This is a genomic window from Burkholderia lata, from assembly GCF_902499025.1.
In the GTDB taxonomy this organism is placed as follows: Bacteria; Pseudomonadota; Gammaproteobacteria; order Burkholderiales; family Burkholderiaceae; genus Burkholderia; species Burkholderia lata_C.
Genome location: NZ_CABVPW010000002.1, coordinates 66,152 through 81,565 on the forward strand (window position 1 = coordinate 66,152; position 15,414 = coordinate 81,565).

The window sequence follows — 15,414 nt, forward strand, 5'->3', positions numbered from 1 at the left end:
TCGCATGCCGTCGCGCAATGCGATCGCCGATGCGCGACGCCCGGCCACGGTCGGCAAACCGGCTATTCACCGGCCGCCGGCGTATCGTCCGGCCCATCGGGCAACTGGCCTTCGCCCGCATAGCGGATCAGGTCGGCATCGCGCACGATGCCAAGCTTCTTCATCGCGCTCGTTTTTTGAGAGCTGATCGTCTGCTTGCTGCGATGGAGCTGCGTGGCGATCTCGCCCACCGTATAGCCGGCGCCGAACAGCCGCACCACCTCGATCTCGCGCGTCGTCAGCGGGCGAGCCGTATCGGTCGTGCCCGTCGATTCCAGCAACTGCTTGATATGCGGCGACAGGTAGTTCGCGCCGACGTACGCCGCGTGCACGGCGCCGACGAGATGCGAAATCGCATCCGACTTGCTCAGGATGCAGCCGACGCCTTGCTTGCGGATCGCATGCAGCACGCTGGGGTTGTCGATCATCGTGATCGTCACGAGCTTCAGCGCCGGATAGCGGCGCTGCAGGAACGACAGCAGCACCAGCCCGTCGCCGAACTTGCCGCCGGGCATCACGTAGTCGACCACCAGCACGTCGCTCGGCTTCTCGTCGAGCGCCGTCACGAGGTCGGTCGAATTGGACACGGAGCCGACGAGCCGGATCGTGCTGCTTTCGGCGAGGGCCTGCGACATCCCAATCGCGGATGATGGGTGGTCGTCCGCCACCATCACTCGCACAAAGAATTCATCCATCGTCCCATTTCTCCCCGAGGCATTTGATCGCGCATTCGCCGACAGCCGCAGGATGCGGGCCACCGTTCCGGTTCCGTTCCATCCAGCCGACAGGCCGTCGATTCGACCCGTCGCATCCGGCTCATCGGAGAATGCAAGCGCGACTCGATTTTAAGATAAAACGTGGTCAAGGCCGTGAGCATCTGGCAACCGGCAGAGGCAAGCCGCATGTCGCGCCGCCCGGCAGCGCGCCCGGCAGGGCAAGGCTGCGGCGGCCGAACGCGGCGGGCGTTGCCGATCGGCATGCGCGTCCGGCGCCGACGCGATGGACGTAAGCGAGACACGCATCGATACGTACGACGGTTTCCCCAAGCGCTACGCCGCACCGCTCATGCCTCGCCGCGGCATCGATCCGTTGCTGTCGCAACGCCCCTCGCAGCAGCGAACCTGCCGAGCATCGACCGGGCACCGGCGCCCGGATCGTCGCTATGGTCGGTGCACACCCTCGCCCGATTCGCCCCGCTCTTCGAGCGCCTGCTTCCATTCGTTGACCGCGCGCCGCTTCTGCATCGGCGACATGATCAGGAATTCGTTCATCCTGCCGAGAAAGTCCCTTCTGGATTTCTCGGGAAGCGTAGCGAAATCGAGCAGCATTACGAAGACTTTCACCATGTAGCGCACGGTCTCCCCCTCTTCTCACCAGATTGATCTGCGCCGCCGTTGCCGATGCGTCGCGCTGCCTTCCATTCTTCGGACCTCGTCGTCACCGACGACGGCAATCGACATGCGTTCATGTCGTACTGCCGTACGCGAAGCGCGCGACGCCCCGTTCTTGTATTCCTGCTCCCTTCCCCGGTACACGCCGACGTCGAGCGATGCCTGCCAGCGCGCCGCGCAAATGCGCGAGGGTCACCGGTTTGGTCAGCACACAGCCGATTCCCGCGTCGGCATACCGCTGCCTGTCGCCGGGCGCGGCATGCGACGTCACGACCACCACGTCGCAACCCGCGCCGAGATCGCGCGCGGCGTGAGCCAGTGCGCAGACCGACATGTCCGGCAGGCCGGCATCCACCAGCAATACGTGCCACGCACCGGTGGCCAGCAGATCGAGCGCCGCTTCCGCCGAACCCGCCGTCTGCACCTCGCAGCCCAGCACGTCGAGCTGCTCCCGCAAGAGCGTGCTGCTGACGGAGTCGATGCCGGCAAGCGCCACGCGCAGTGCGTGCGGACGAGCGGCTTCCGCGTGGGTGCTCGCCGCCCGTTGCGCAGCCCGGCCGCCGGTGTCGGCCATCGCCTGCGCGAGCGCAGCCTTCAAGCCTCCCAGCGCATAACTCGACACGCGTATCGTCCTGCCCGCCCGGTATGCCTGCGGCGGGCCATCCGGCGTGGCGAGCACGACAGGGCCGCCACCGCCCAGGGTATCGAGTTCCGCACGCGACCACGCATCCGAATCGCCGAACAGAACGATCGCGGCGGCCCGCGCACGACGGTCGGCTGGAATCCGCGCCGGGCGCGCGTACGCGTCGACGTCGAAGCCCCATGCACGCAGATGCGGTAACGCGAAGTGCTGCCATTCCGTGCGCGCGACGACGATCAGCGGCACGCGCACGCCGCGCGCGGGATGCGCATCGAGCGGCACGACCGCGATTCCGAGCGGCACCGTCAACGTGAAACGGCTACCGGTGCCCGGCACGCTCGCCACGTCGATCCGTCCGCCCATCGCGGCCGCGAGGCGATCGCACAGCGCGAGCCCGAGCCCGGTGCCGCCGTAGCGGCGCGTGATCGACGCATCGACCTGCGAGAACGCCTTGAACAGCTTGTGCCGATCGGCGCCCGCGATGCCGATGCCGGTGTCCTCGACCGCGATCGACAGCTCGGCGCTGCCGCATCCGGCCGACGCAACCGACACACGCACCAGCACGTGCCCGCTGGCGGTGAATTTGATCGCGTTGCTCAGCAGGTTGCCGAGCACCTGCCCGAGCCGGGTCGGATCGCCGCGCATCCGCTGCGTGTCGCTCGCGTCGATTTCGTAGAACAGCGGCAGCCCCTTCGCCTTCGCGACCGGTGCGAACGCGCCGAGCGTGCGCTCGATCACGCCGATCACGTCGAACTCGATCGCCTCGACCGTCATCGCACCCGCTTCGATCTTCGAGAAATCGAGGATGTCGCTGACGAGCCGGAGCAGCCCCGACGCGGCTTCGCGCAGCGTCTGCACGCGGCCGTGCTGTGCCGCATCCAGCGCGGAACGGTCGAACAGTTCGAGATTGCCGAGGATCACGTTCAACGGCGTGCGGATCTCGTGCGTGATCGCCGCCAGGAACGCCGACTTTGCCGCATTCGCCGAATCGGCCGCGCTCACCGCTTCCTCGAGCTGCTGAACGAGTTGCCGACGTGCCGTGACGTCGGCCACCGCGACGATCAGCACGTCGATCTCCTGATAGCGCGCGCCGCATGCGCTCACCTCGAGATGCAGCGGCACCGCGCCGGCATCCGCATCGGCCAGCACGAAATCGGTCTGCAGCGTGCCGCCGGCCGCGCCGCCCGCGACGAACGCGTCGTAGCGCGCGACGGCCTGCGCGGACAGCGCGCGGTAGTCGCTGCCGAGCCGCGCGATCATCTCGGCCAGCGCGGGGCTCACGAGCATGAAATGCCCGTCGGCACGCGAGATCAACCCGAGGCCGACCGGCGCAGTCTCGATCACGCTGCGGCACAGCGCTTCGCTGTCGAACACGCGCTGCGAGCGCGCATAGACGGATGAGAACACACGGCGATGGAAACGCACGAGCAGGATCCACATGATGGCGATCGTCAGCAGCGTTGCGCCGAGCAGCAGGCTCGCGCGCAGCGCGACGTTCGCGACGACGTCCGTCCACGGCAGCGCATACGCAAGGGTCCAGCCCGTCGCGTCGAGCGTGCCGTGGAAGATCACGAAGCCGTCGCGGAATGCGGCCTGCTCGGATGGGGTGCGTTCGCGCGACACGTCGAGCGCCAGCAGTCGGCCGGCGCGTGCTTCGTCGCCGGCCACGCCGCGGCTCGCCGCAACGAGCCGGTTGTCGCCTGTCGTCACGAAGAACACGCCGTCGACCGGATGCTCGGGCAGCCACGACAGCAGATGCTCGGGGGCATATTCGGTGACGAGCACAGCGAACGGATCGCCGTCGACCTGTGCCTGCGCGGCGAGCCGGATGCGCGCGGCACCCGATACGGGATCGATGAACGGCGGCAGCCATCGCACGTGCGGGCGCCCCGTCGCGTCGGACGGCTGTGCCGGCGCGGTGCCGAAATCGATCCGCAGCGCATCCATCACGCGCGCACGGCCTTCCGGCGTCGCGAGCGCGCCGCCGCCCGGGCCCGAATTCGGCACGAGCCCGAGCAGGCTCGTGCGTGTGCTGTAGTGATAGCCGACGAGCGTCTGCCCGCGATTGATCGAACTCGCCGCGCAGATGCGCGCCAGCAGCACGGACAGCGACAGATAGCGAGCCACCTCGGTGCGATCGGCGGGCTGCTTCGACACGCCGAACACGACAGACGGATAAGGCTTGATCGCGGCCCGTTCGCCGTTTTCGTAGAACGCGTCGACCACGCGGCCGGGCGCCGGCTCCGTTTCCCGCCAGATCAGCTGCGCATTGGTCACGCCGTTGCGGAACGACGTCTCGCTCACCTTGATCTCGTTGAGCGTCTGCACCATGCCCGTCAGGAAATTGTGCCGCTCGCCATCGAGATAGCCGTACACGATCGAACCCATCCCGAGCGCGCAGGCGATCAGGATCAGGATCGTGACGACGATCCCGCCGCCGAACACCGAGATGTTCTGATAGCGGCGGATCGACTGGAGCGGACTGTAAGGCATGGCGCGATGCGACGACGCCGGATCCCGGCGTGCGTGCGCATCCGGCTCCGGCGTCGTGCAGGAAGGTGGCCCAGGACGATTGGAATGCCACGATCATGCCAAACGGTCTGCCTAAAATCAGTCCGGAATGAACGATTTAGTACATGTCCAATATCGTTTTAAAGAAGATTTGAACTTGAACGATATTTGCGCGCCGATTCCGACGGTAGGGGCCGGAACGATGGGCGCGCGCTGGCCCGATCGAAGGCGAGCAAAAGCAAGCGGGGCGGACACCGTCTTACCGGTACCCGCCCCGCTTCGGAAAATAAACAGAAAAGCGGCTGCCCGACGCAGCCGCGTCGTTCGCTCAGTTCTGCGTGAGCGGATTCAGCGTCGTGCACAGGAAGCCCGTGCAGTTCTTCGGCGTGAAATAGAACGACGCCAGCACAGGAGTCGGCGTGCCGAGCGCGAGATCGCCCAGATAGGCGGAACCCTGCGCGCCGAGCGTGTTCGACTGCTGGACGAAGCTGGCGCCGGTCGTCTGGATCGCGGCCGACTGATACGTGAAGGTCGGCGACTGCGTCTGGTCCTTCACATAGACCCACGAGATCGTGCTGCCGAACAGCATCCCGCCCTTCGCACGATAGCCCTTCGCGCCCTCGCTGTTGGCCTGTGCGATGAAATCGGCGACGGTCGTCGTCGGCACCAGCGCATCGTACGTATAGGTCGCGTTCGACGCGTTGTTCTTCATGTACACGTTCGCCTGCACCGATCCCACCATCATCGGCCCGAGGAACCAGTAGCCCGACTGCCCCTGGCCGTTCGCCTGCGTGAGGAACGCATTGGTGTCGGCCGGCAGCCCGGTCGTCGTGTACGTATAGGTGGCCGACGAACCGCCGTCCTTGCGATACAGATAGCCGTAAGCGAGCGGCCCTTCGTAGCGGTAGCCGCTCGCACCCTGCGCGTTCGCCTGGCTGACGAAGCCCGTCATGTCGGCCGGCGCCGACTGCAGCACGTACGTGTAGGTCTGCACGGTGCCGTCGCTCACGAAGATCGACCGCGAACCGCCGTTGCTCGCGCTGTAGTAGTAGTCGCCCAGATAGCGATAACCCTTCGCGCCTTCGCCGTTGAGCAACGTCAGGAAGCTCGCCTGATCCGTCGCCGGCGGCTGTGCGTCGTAGCGCAGCGTCAGCGTGCTGCCGCCCGAGCCGCCAGAACCACCCGTGCCACCCGAACCACCGCTTCCCGTCCCGCCCGATCCCGTGCCGCCGGTCCCGCCGGTGCCGCCGTTGTTGCTCGTGCCCGATCCACCGGACGCCGCGGGCGAGGAATCGTCGCCGCCGCAAGCGGTCAGCGCCAGACAGGTCAATGCGATCAGAGCAACGGCTTTCATCGGGATCACCTCAATGCAAAAAGGACGAACGAAGCCGGTACGCGCGGATCACGCCGCACGCACGGACAGTCACGAATCACGAATCGGCCGGCGGCGCACCGCCGGCCCGGGGGCGTCAGTTGACCTGGAGCTGGCCACCGCGGCCGAGGCCGCCCTTGACGTCCTGCGCCTTGTAGCTGCGCAGTGCGACAACCATCTTGTTGTACGCGTCGATGAACGCGACGACCGTCGCCTTGCCTTCCGGCGTCGACGAGAAGCCCGCGAGCGCGCCGCCCACGCCGCCGCCGAAACCGCCCAGCGCCGCACCGTAGTTGGTCGCCGTCGAGCTGCCTTCCGACGCCGCGATCTGCACGGCCGAGCGCACGTCGAACAGCGTCAGCGTGACGACCGATGCCTTCGTCTGCAGGTGGCCGGCCACCGCCGCGACCGCACCGTTGCCGATCAGCCCGCCGATCATGCTGCCGATGCCGCCGATCGGCGAATCGTTGATGACGATCTGCGGTTCCATGTAGTAGTCGGCCGCGACACGCTGGCCCTTCTGCTGCTTCGAACCCGCGCGGTACTCGCCCGAGTTGCGCTGCAGCTGCGTGATGCGCGACAGGCGCGCGTCGCTCTTCTGGTTGCCGATCGACGTGATCACGAAGCAGTTCGACTGCTGGACGGCCAGGCGCAGCAGCGGGTCGATCGTCGTCATCTTGGTCGCGCTGCCGAACGGGCCCCACCAGTCGGCGTTGCGGCCGTCGTCGACGGCGATCGTGCCGAGCGGCGACGCGCAGCGCTGCAGCCCCGAATCGGCGCCGGCGCTCGTGCCGCCCGCAGCGGCACCGGTGACGCCCGCGTTCTGGCCGCCGGGCGTCACCACGCCGCCGCAGCCCGTCACGGACGCGCAAAGCGCTGCCACCAGCGCACCTTGAGTGAGACGTTGGGAAAGGATGGTCTTCATGTCGTTGTCGATCGATTAGAGTCGTTGTTCGGCTTATGTGTTCGTGCGAACTTCGATAAGCCCCCCCGGCTGGCGCGCGATGGTGGTCTCCCCGCTGCTGCCCCCGTTGCTTCAGGCCCGGTCAGTAGTACCAGTACGTCTGCTGCCAGACGCCGTAGTACGGATAGCCCGAGTACCAGTAGCCGTAATAGCGGTCACGCCATTCCGTGCGCCATTTCCAGTCTTCTTCGTCTTCCTTCTTGGCCTTGCGCGCCAGGTCGAGCAGCTTCTTCGACTCCTTGTCGCCGCGGCCGGCCGCGATCGACAGCCACTTCTCCGCTTCACGCGCATCGGAGCCCATTTCCTCGAGGCCGAACAGGTAGAAACTGCCGAGCGCCTTCTGCGCCTGCAGGTCGCCACGCTCGGCGGCCTCGCGCATCCACTTGAGTGCCTGGTAGCTGTCCTGGCGTACGCCGTCGCCGCGGAAATAACGCAGGCCGAGGTCGTAGGCGGCCTTCGGCTGGGTCTTCGCGGTCTGTTTCAGCGCAGCGATGCGCGGGCTTTCCTGATCTTCCGAATCGTCCCTTTTTTGATAGGACACCTGATCTTTAGGACGGTCGGAACAACCTGTGTCGTCGCAGATCCGCACCGTGTTGCCGGTGACGGACGGATCCTGCGCGCACGCGGCCAGTAGCAACAGCAGCCCCGGTGCGAGTAAACGGCGGTACATTGTTACTTTCCTCAGGTTTTATTGGCGCCGCAATTCTTCGAGCTATCCCACCCCCGCGAGCTCGCACCCGGTGGCGCGCGGCGCAACGGATACAATCCGCCGACGCCGACACGCACTCCAAGGCTCTCTCAGGTTCTCTCTTCGAATCGTTCCGTCACTGCTTCATTGTTGTCGCTTTTCGCTGTACCGACTGATGCCGGCATCGATCTCCAAACATGACGCGACAAACAATAGTGACGTGGTGAGCAATAATAATGAAGAAAAAAGGCATGTCAAGGTCATTCGCTTTTTCAAAGCTTGCATGACACGTCAGTTTTGATATGCTCACCCTCGCCAAAAACCCCTGGAGACCCCATCGAGATGTCCAACAGCGAGCAGGCCAACGTCGATCTGATCACCGCCAACAAGGTGCGCGACCTATTGAACCGGAACGGCATTCCGCCGCGAAGTCACAACACGACGATCGCGAACGTGCTCGGCCTCAGCTTCTCGGTCGTCACGCGCAAGATGAAAGGCCTGATCCCGTGGAACCTGTCGCAGTTGCAGGACATCGCGACGCACTTCGGCGTGCCGCCCGCGATCCTGCTCGACGACAAGGGCACGCAGCCGGCCGCCGCCGAGATGATCGACGCGACGCTCGTGATCGAGTCGCGGCGCTTTCGCTGCCGCGCCGCGATCTCGACCAAGGCCAGCAGCCAGAGCGAGACGGATTTCGTCGCGCTGCAGTGGCAGGGCGAGTGGCTCATCACCGAGCGTCAGCACGCGCGCGAGGGCCGCACGTATCCGGTCGACGTCATCGAGCTGCGCTCGGCCCAGCCGAACGTGTATGCGGCGCGCATCGCCGTGGTCGACGATTCGCAGGACGTCGCCGAAACGGTATGTGAATATTTCATCGAAAAAGGCGTGAACGCGATCCCGTACTTCGACGGCGCGGCGTTCCGCAAGGCACTGGAGGTCGAGGATTTCGACGGCTACATCCTCGACTGGATGCTCGGCGACCAGACGGCCGCCGAACTCGTGCGCGGCATCCGCTCGAGCGAGAACAGCGGCGCGCCGATCTTCCTGCTGACCGGCAAGATCTCGACCGGCGAAGCCAGCGAGGACGAAATCGCGCACATCGTGTCGCACTACAACGCGCGCTGCGAGGAAAAGCCGGTGCGCCTGCCGATCCTGTTCGCCGAAGTGGCGCGCGAACTGAAGATCACGCTGCCGGCCGCCGCCGCCGCGAACTGAGACCACAACGACAAACCACCACCGCACGACCGAGGGCAAGACATGCGAATTTCGACCATCTGGACCAAGAGCCTGCTGACGGCCTGCCTGCTCGGCATGGCGGCGGCGACCTGGGCCGCTTCGTCGTTTACGTTCACCGTCGACGGCAAGATCGACAAGCACAACCAGCAGGGCAACGCGGCGTACGTGTTTTCCGAGCAGGCGCTGATGGCGCTGCCGCAGCACACGATCGTCACGTCGACGAGCTGGACGCCGAAGGCGACCTTCACCGGCCCGCGCCTGTCCGACATCCTGAAGACCGTCGGCGCGCACGGCACGCAGATCGAGTTCCGCTGCGTCGACGAGTACACGTTCACGATTCCCGTGTCCGACGTCGATCGTTACGGCGTGATCCTCGCGCGGACGATGAACGGCAAGGTGCTCGGCAACGACAACTACGGCCCGCTGTGGATCATGTACCCGCGCGACCAGTATCCCGATGAACTGAAGACGCCGCTCGGCGAAGCCAAGTTCGCGTGGCAGATCATCGGCCTGACGGTGAAATGAAACGCGGGCGATGGAAAAATAGAAAAATCATCCTGGTCCTCGGCTCGCTGTGGATCATGGGGTTCGCCGCGTGGGCGTTCCTGCTGTGGGACCTCCTCGCTACCTCGGTCAACGAGGGCGTGCTCGAGGGGCCGCGCGAAGGCGTGTTCTGGACCGCCGCGCAATACCGGAACGTCTATACGCGCTTCGACCGGCAACTGATCCTCTACGCGACGCGCGAGGACGACGACTTCGAGCACGTGCAGATGCAGCTCGACAGCCTGTCGGTGTCGTTCGGCTTTCTGCAGCGGCCGTCGGAAGTGTCCGAATACTGGCTGCGCATCCCGCGCGCGCGCAACGAGATCGACGCGCTCGGCGAATTCATGACGCGCCTGAAGCACGACGTGCCGTTGCTGCGCGGCGCGCCGAAAAATGCGCAGCAGATGATCGACGAGGTCAATGCGTACTGGCCGAAGGTCAACGGCCTCGCGAACTATTTCCGCGCGATCGAAATGGCGCAGCGCGACTTCACGTTCCATCAGCTGAAGGAAAAGCAGCGCGCGATCCTGATCCTCGGCATCGTGCTCGGCGTGATCCTGTGCGCGCTGTTCCTGCTGCTGTTCTATACGATGCGCACGCGTGACGATCTCCTCGAACGGCAGGACGCGGCGCTCGACGCCGAACGCAAGGCGTCCGACCGCGCGTTCGAGATGATCGAGGCGAAGAACGCGTTCCTCGGGATGGTCAGCCACGAGTTGCGCACGCCGCTGCAGGCGATCTGCGGGTCGGTCGAGATCCTGCTCGCGCGCCCGCAGTCGGACGCGAACCTGAAGACGATCCGGCGGCTGCAGAATTCCGCGTTGTCGCTCGAAGCGCTCGTCAAGGACCTGACCGACTACATCAAGCTGCGCTCGACGAAGCGGCTCGCCGAACGGGAAACCGTCGGCATCGCGTCGCTGCTCGCCGAGGTGCTCGACCCGCTGCGCGAGAAGATCGCGGCCAAGCGGATCGCGGTCGCGCAGCAGGTCGAACCGCACGGTCTCGCGATCCGTTCCGATCGCAAGCTGCTGCGCCAGGTACTGTCGAACCTGATCGAGAACTCGGTCAAGTACACGCTCGGCGGATCGATCGACGTGTCGATCACGCTCGCCGACGCGCCGGCCGGCCCGCAATTGAAGATCGCCGTGCGCGACACGGGCGCCGGCATCGCGAAGCAGCACCTGTCGAAGATCTTCGAGCCGTTCTACCGCGCGAACGACGCGGTCGGGCTGCACGTGGACGGGATCGGCATGGGGCTCGCCGTCGTGCGCGAAATCGTGACGACGCTGCGCGGGCATGTGGACGTGCGCAGCGTAGTGGGAGAAGGCAGCGAATTCGTCGTGACGCTACCGGCCGAAGTGCCCGGCATCGACACCGCCGGCAACGCGGCCGGCGACGCGCTCGCGCTGCCGCACGCGTCCGTGCACCGCGACCGGCGCGCGCTGGTGGTCGACGACGACGACAACGCGCGCGAAACGCTCGGCGCCATGCTGTCGGCGCTCGGCATCGACGCCGATCTGTGCGGCACCGGGCAGGAAGGCGTCGCGCGCTTCGGGACGGGCCATTACGACATCGTCGTGCTCGATCTCGAGCTGCCGGACTTGAGCGGCTTCGAGGTCGCGCGGCGCATGCGCGCGGTTGCGGTACCGGACGACGACGGCCGGCATCCAGCCATCCTCGGTGTCAGCGCGTATGAATCGGCCGCGCTGCGCGAGAACAAGCGGGTGTTCGACGCATTCCTGCCGAAGCCCGTCCACTTGCGCGAACTCGGCGCGCTCGTCGAGAAGTTGCTCGCCTGAGCCGGTGCGCTAGCGATGTGCCGCGTGTTGCCGCGCGCGCCCGCTTACTCGCCGATCAGGTGCAGCACGATATCGCGCCGGTGCGGCGCGCGGCGATGCTCGAACAGATAGATGCCCTGCCAGGTGCCGAGGACCATGCGCCCGTGCTCGACCGGGATCGACAATTGCACCTGCGTGAGCGCCGTGCGCAGGTGTGCCGGCATGTCGTCGGTGCCTTCGGTGTCATGCTCGTAGCGCGTGGCGTCCTCGGGTGCGAGCGTCGCGAAGTAGCGTTCGAGATCGCGCTGCACGGACGAATCCGCATTCTCCTGGATCAGCAGCGACGCCGACGTATGGCGGCAGAACACGGTGAGCAGGCCGGTACCGATGGCCTGCTGGTCGACGAACGCGCGCACCTGCGACGTGAATTCGACGAGGCCGCTGCCGCGCGTGTCGATACCGATGTGCGTGAGCGCCTGTTGCATCGCCGTGTCCTCAGGCCAGCGCGGCGAAGCCGTCGGCTTCGATCTGCTTCGCGTCGGCGGGGCGCACGACGCGCGCGACTTCGACCCCGTCGCGCAGGAACACCAAGGTGGGCCACAGCTTCACGCCGAACGAGCGGCCGAGCGGGCGCCCCGGGCCATCCTCGATCTTCAGGTGCCGCACGGCGGGATGCGCGGAAAACGACGACACGATCGCCGGCTGCGCGCCCGCGCAGATCCCGCACCAGTTCGCGCCGAATTCGATGACGGTTGGGCCGCCCAGTGCGTCGACTTCCGCGCGCGTCGGCGCGTCGGCGGTGTAGCGTTGCTCGGTATCCATCAGGCCCTCGTGTGCGTTGGCGGAACAGGGCCGCGCACGCCCGTGCGGTGCGGCGGGCGCAGCCTGCGATCTCCTACTGTAGCGGAAAAGCGCACGCGGTGCCGGGCGGTCCTGCCGGGCGCAAATGCCGTCTCCGCGCCCCTTCCGGAATGACACGACAAGATTCGGAGCGCCGCGCCGTCGCGACAGGATCAGCATGCGGACTGATCCCTCAACGAAGGCCCCGACCATGAACGCTCCGCATTGCGTCACCGAACCGAACATCCTCTATTTCGGCACGCCCGTCGTGCTGGTCAGCACGCTGAACGAGGACGGCACCGCCAATCTCGCGCCGATCTCGTCCGCGTTCTGGCTCGGCTGGCGCGGCGTGATCGGCATCGGCGCCGGTTCGCAGACCACCCGCAACCTGCTGCGCACCGGCGAATGCGTGCTGAACCTGCCGTCGTCGGCGCAGGCGCACGCGGTCGACCGGATCGCACGCACGACCGGCACGTATCCGGTACCCGAAAGGAAGCGCGCAAGAGGCTACGTGTACGAACCCGACAAGTTCGGCACGGCCGGGCTCACCGAGGCGGCCTCGCACACCGTCGCGCCGCCGCGCGCGCTCGAATGCCCGGTGCACATGGAAGCGGTCGTCGCGGCCACGCATGGGATCGGCGAAGAAGCGCCCGACGTGCGCGGTCTTATCCGTGTGTTCGAGCTGCGCATCCAGCGCGTGCACGTGCATCCCGACTTGCTGATGGACGGTGATCCTGACCGCATCGATCCGGACAAGTGGTCGCCGCTGATCATGAGCTTCCAGAAGTTCTACGGCCTCGCGCCGCATCAGGTGCACGCGTCGCGGCTCGCCGAGATTCCCGAGCGGGCGTATCGCAGCCCCGACATCGAGCGCTCGCGTGACGCGGGCGTACCGGCCGGCGCGATGGCCGGCGTCACCTCGGACGGCTCGACCTGACGGAGCGGCTGCACTGAACGGGGAGGTCGATCGCACAGTTGCGCGCCTGGACGACGCTGGTGAAACACGGCCCGCCGTCGAGGCGCGAGCCGCGCGGCGGCCGGTGCGCAAAGGCCGATCGGATAAGATACGGCCGGCCATGCTCATTGGCCCATGACCGAACCGACGGAGTGTTTTCAGTGATTCAACCGACCCCAGTATTCAAGGACAACCTCGCACAGCTGCCGGCCATCGACGGCGTCGCGCATATTGATCTCGTCGGCGCGAACGGCGACGTGGTCGCGACCATCGAGAACCAGCCGGGCAAGCAAGGCTCGCTCGCGGTGTACCACTACCTGAAGCAGGCATTCGGCACGCTCGACGCGAAAGCCGCCGAGCACGGCCTCGCGGTGTTCGCCGAACATACGGCCGACGCACGCAACCGCCCGGGCGCGCATCCGAACGTCGATCGCCTGCTGGCGATCGTCGCAGGCGGCGAAGCGCTGCGGATCGACGTCGTCGCGAAGGGCTGAGTCGCCGGCGGCACGGTGGTGCGCTGCCGGCCGGTGCGCGCGACCGTGACACGCGGGCGAAAACCCGCGATCATCGCGCCCGTATCCCTTTCCCCGGAGACAGCCTGCGTGTCCCGCTTCGTTGCGTTGCCGTTTGCCCGCCGTCTTGCTTCGATCGTTTCGATCGCAGCCGTTGCGTGTGCCGCGCTCGGCGGCACCGCATCGGCCGATCCGCTGCGGACGGCCTCCGATATCGCCGGTGCGTCGCTGGTGCCGCTCGGCGTGCTGCCGCACTCGCCGGAGAACGGTTCGCTCGACGCGTTCTGCACGCAATACCGCGCGAAGACGACTACCGCAGCCGGCCGTGAAGTCGCGAAGCGCGACTGGATCGTGACGTCCGAAGCGCCGCTCGGCCGCTACACGGTCGTCACGTTCGCGAGCGGATTCAGCGCTGGCACGAGCGCAATCTGCTTCGCGCGCAACGGCAACGTCGGCGTGTTCGACGGCACGACGCTCGTCGCGCTCGGCTACACGGCGCGCAAGGCAGGCTGGCAGCTCGGCACGGCCGATCGGCTGGAAAACGGCGCACTGCTGATCTGGGGCGGCGACGGCCCGGCGCCGCCCGTCGGCGAACTCCACGAAGAAAACGGCGGCCTGCGCCTGACCCGCGTCGCGGCTGAAAGCAGCTACTGCCAGGGCCGCGCGGTCGTGCCCAACGTGTACGGCAAGCCGCTCGACGTCGCGCGCCGGATCCTGATCGCGAAAGGCTGGCAACCGCTGCGCCCGCGCGAGAAGCCGGACGCGATGGACGGCGCGGCGACGCTCGCGAAGCACGGCATCATCGAAGCCGAAGCGTGTTCGGGCACAGGAATGGGCTATTGCGCGCTGCGCTACCGGAGCGCGGCCGGCGTGCTCGGCGTGACGACGGTGGGCGGCGAGCCGGACAAACCGTCGGAGAACACCGTGATCGATTATCAGGTGGCCTGCCGCAAGCGTTGAGCCATGCGGCGATCGCGCACGCAACGCGCTGCATCGGCGTGCGCCGTTGAAGCAGCGACGGACACTAACGTGCGTGCCCAAGGCAGCGTATGTGCGTCGACGATCGGCCTCGACGGCCTGCCGGACCATCGTCCGTTCGCTCGATTGACCGGCCTCGGGCGCCCTCTTAAACTGACCTCCCTTTTACGCTGCATCCACAAAAGGGACTCCGATGATCGACTTCTCCACGCTCGCGCTGTTCTCCGGCGCGTGTCTCGCACTGACCGCCACGCCGGGCCCCGACATGCTGCTGATCGCGTCCCGCAGCGTGAGCCAGGGCCGGCGCGCAGGCTTCGCGACACTCGCGGGCATCCAGGCCGGCACCTACTGCCACGCGCTGGCGGCCGCGCTCGGGCTGTCGCAGCTCTTCGTCGCGGTGCCGCTCGCCTATGACGCCGTGCGCTTCGCGGGCGCCGCCTATCTGCTGTATCTCGCGTGGAAGACGTTCCGTTCGGATGCGACCGCCCTGTCGCCCGTCGCGTCGCAGCGTCGCCACTCGACCGCGGCGATCTTCCGCCAGGGGCTGACGACGAACCTGCTGAACCCGAAGATGGCACTGTTCGTGCTCGCGCTGTTTCCGCAGTTCGTGCGGCCCGAACACGGTTCGATCGCCGTGCAGATTCTCGTGCTCGCGACGGTGCTGAACCTGATCGGCCTCATCGTGAACGGCGCGGTCATTCTGTCCGCGAGCCGGCTGAGCCAGCGGATCGGTGCGCGCCGCCGCCCGTCGAAGCTGCCGCAGTATCTGCTCGGGTCGGTGTTCGTGGGGCTGGCGGCGCGGTTGGCGGTGGCGGGGCGGAACTAATCCCACCACTCTTCCATCGCGCGTAGCACGCGCCGGCAACGAATTGCGCACCTTGCCGATTCCGGATTGCCTGAGAACAGTCGGGCGCACACATCCTCGCCGAAGCCCCCAGCTTACGTAACGGCGACTCCAACCCTCCTG

General features: G+C 66.7%; 15 protein-coding genes. 7 read left to right on the forward strand and 8 right to left on the reverse strand.

Annotated elements, in window-relative coordinates:
• Positions 1–62: 62 nt before the first annotated feature.
• The 6 genes from BDI24065_RS01940 to BDI24065_RS01965 form a co-directional block, all read right to left on the reverse strand.
• Entirely contained in the window at positions 63–734 is a 672-nt protein-coding gene (locus BDI24065_RS01940) for a response regulator (RefSeq protein ID WP_175029771.1), read from the reverse strand.
• A 465-nt stretch (positions 735–1,199) separates the two neighbouring features.
• Complete coding sequence (locus BDI24065_RS01945) at positions 1,200–1,394, reverse strand: hypothetical protein (RefSeq protein WP_175029772.1); 195 nt, start codon at positions 1,392–1,394, stop codon at positions 1,200–1,202.
• A 109-nt stretch (positions 1,395–1,503) separates the two neighbouring features.
• A complete protein-coding gene (locus BDI24065_RS01950; RefSeq protein WP_175029773.1) occupies positions 1,504–4,563 on the reverse strand; it encodes an ATP-binding protein in 3,060 nt (1,019 codons plus the stop codon).
• A gap of 346 nt (positions 4,564–4,909) precedes the next feature.
• Positions 4,910–5,935: a hypothetical protein gene (locus BDI24065_RS01955; protein WP_175029774.1), complete on the reverse strand. Its 1,026-nt coding sequence runs from the start codon at positions 5,933–5,935 to the stop codon at positions 4,910–4,912.
• Positions 5,936–6,050: 115 nt separating this feature from the next.
• The gene (locus tag BDI24065_RS01960; RefSeq protein WP_175029775.1) at positions 6,051–6,878 is read right to left on the reverse strand and encodes a hypothetical protein; all 828 of its coding nucleotides are present in this window, start codon (positions 6,876–6,878) and stop codon (positions 6,051–6,053) included.
• A 121-nt stretch (positions 6,879–6,999) separates the two neighbouring features.
• Positions 7,000–7,587, reverse strand: a complete 588-nt coding sequence (locus tag BDI24065_RS01965) for a tetratricopeptide repeat protein (RefSeq protein WP_175029776.1) — start codon at positions 7,585–7,587, stop codon at positions 7,000–7,002.
• 360 nt (positions 7,588–7,947) lie between these two features.
• Here BDI24065_RS01965 and BDI24065_RS01970 point away from each other — a divergent pair, with 360 nt between their 5' ends.
• From BDI24065_RS01970 to atsR, 3 genes are read left to right on the forward strand one after another with little or no spacing between them, the layout of a single operon-like run.
• Complete coding sequence (locus BDI24065_RS01970) at positions 7,948–8,820, forward strand: response regulator (RefSeq protein WP_175029777.1); 873 nt, start codon at positions 7,948–7,950, stop codon at positions 8,818–8,820.
• Positions 8,821–8,862: 42 nt separating this feature from the next.
• A complete protein-coding gene (locus BDI24065_RS01975; RefSeq protein WP_175029778.1) occupies positions 8,863–9,366 on the forward strand; it encodes a molybdopterin-dependent oxidoreductase in 504 nt (167 codons plus the stop codon).
• Positions 9,363–11,183 (forward strand): hybrid sensor histidine kinase/response regulator AtsR, encoded by a 1,821-nt coding sequence (gene atsR / locus BDI24065_RS01980; protein WP_175029779.1) that lies wholly within the window; start codon positions 9,363–9,365, stop codon positions 11,181–11,183. The genes BDI24065_RS01975 and atsR overlap by 4 nt, the downstream gene beginning before the upstream one ends.
• A 44-nt stretch (positions 11,184–11,227) precedes the next feature.
• On the opposite strand, the gene BDI24065_RS01985 is transcribed toward atsR, so the two are convergent.
• Positions 11,228–11,647, reverse strand: a complete 420-nt coding sequence (locus BDI24065_RS01985; protein WP_175029780.1) for a secondary thiamine-phosphate synthase enzyme YjbQ — start codon at positions 11,645–11,647, stop codon at positions 11,228–11,230.
• Between the two features lie 10 nt (positions 11,648–11,657).
• Positions 11,658–11,984 carry a thioredoxin family protein gene (locus tag BDI24065_RS01990; protein ID WP_175029781.1) on the reverse strand — a complete coding sequence of 109 codons (327 nt, stop codon included), beginning with the start codon at positions 11,982–11,984 and terminating at the stop codon, positions 11,658–11,660.
• A 229-nt stretch (positions 11,985–12,213) separates the two neighbouring features.
• Between BDI24065_RS01990 and BDI24065_RS01995 the strand changes: the two genes are divergently transcribed.
• From BDI24065_RS01995 to BDI24065_RS02010, 4 genes are all read left to right on the forward strand, one after another.
• Positions 12,214–12,939 carry a flavin reductase family protein gene (locus tag BDI24065_RS01995; RefSeq protein ID WP_175029782.1) on the forward strand — a complete coding sequence of 242 codons (726 nt, stop codon included), beginning with the start codon at positions 12,214–12,216 and terminating at the stop codon, positions 12,937–12,939.
• A gap of 179 nt (positions 12,940–13,118) precedes the next feature.
• Positions 13,119–13,451, forward strand: a complete 333-nt coding sequence (locus tag BDI24065_RS02000) for a DUF2322 family protein (RefSeq protein WP_175029783.1) — start codon at positions 13,119–13,121, stop codon at positions 13,449–13,451.
• Positions 13,452–13,559: 108 nt separating this feature from the next.
• Positions 13,560–14,429: a hypothetical protein gene (locus tag BDI24065_RS02005; protein ID WP_175029784.1), complete on the forward strand. Its 870-nt coding sequence runs from the start codon at positions 13,560–13,562 to the stop codon at positions 14,427–14,429.
• Positions 14,430–14,640: 211 nt separating this feature from the next.
• The gene (locus BDI24065_RS02010; protein WP_175029785.1) at positions 14,641–15,273 is read left to right on the forward strand and encodes a LysE family translocator; all 633 of its coding nucleotides are present in this window, start codon (positions 14,641–14,643) and stop codon (positions 15,271–15,273) included.
• Positions 15,274–15,414 lie beyond the last annotated feature (141 nt).